This window comes from Bradyrhizobium sp. CFUWI, assembly GCF_056429085.1.
This window is the reverse complement of sequence record NZ_JBWJZE010000318.1, coordinates 1-388: the sequence shown is the minus strand read 5'-3', so window position 1 is coordinate 388 and position 388 is coordinate 1. Positions and strand designations below refer to the sequence as shown.

The window sequence follows — 388 nt, the reverse complement described above, 5'->3', positions numbered from 1 at the left end:
CATCACCGGCTGCCCGGGCTGGTCCGCCAGGAATTCGAAGACCGGGTTCGCGCCGTCCGGCGCGGGCTGGAGACCCAGCCGGGCGAGGGTGTAGTAGAGCTGCCGCTTGGCATGCTCGATCTGTTTCCAGCGCCGCAGGTTCGCGGGCTCGGAGAGGTCCGGAAGGATGCGCGTCTGGCGGCACGACGGGCACAGCTGCTGCGGGTCGTCCGCCAGCACCGCGAAGTTGCAGGTGCCGTGGGCGGCGCGGTTGTGGCAGAGACGGTAGAGGGGCGACGCGCTCCCGTGGCGGTGCGACGCCACGCGCTGCCAGAGATCGCCATCGGCCTGCAGTCCGGGCACGGCGGGCACGAGCGCTGCCATGGTGAGTTCGTCGGGCAGGAGCGCG

General features: G+C 71.9%; 1 protein-coding gene. It reads right to left on the bottom strand.

The features are described 5' to 3' along the window. The coding region (locus tag AC066S_RS39995; protein WP_478272094.1) for a zinc-ribbon domain-containing protein at positions 1-363 on the bottom strand (363 nt) is incomplete at its 3' end. Positions 364-388: the final 25 nt, after the last annotated feature.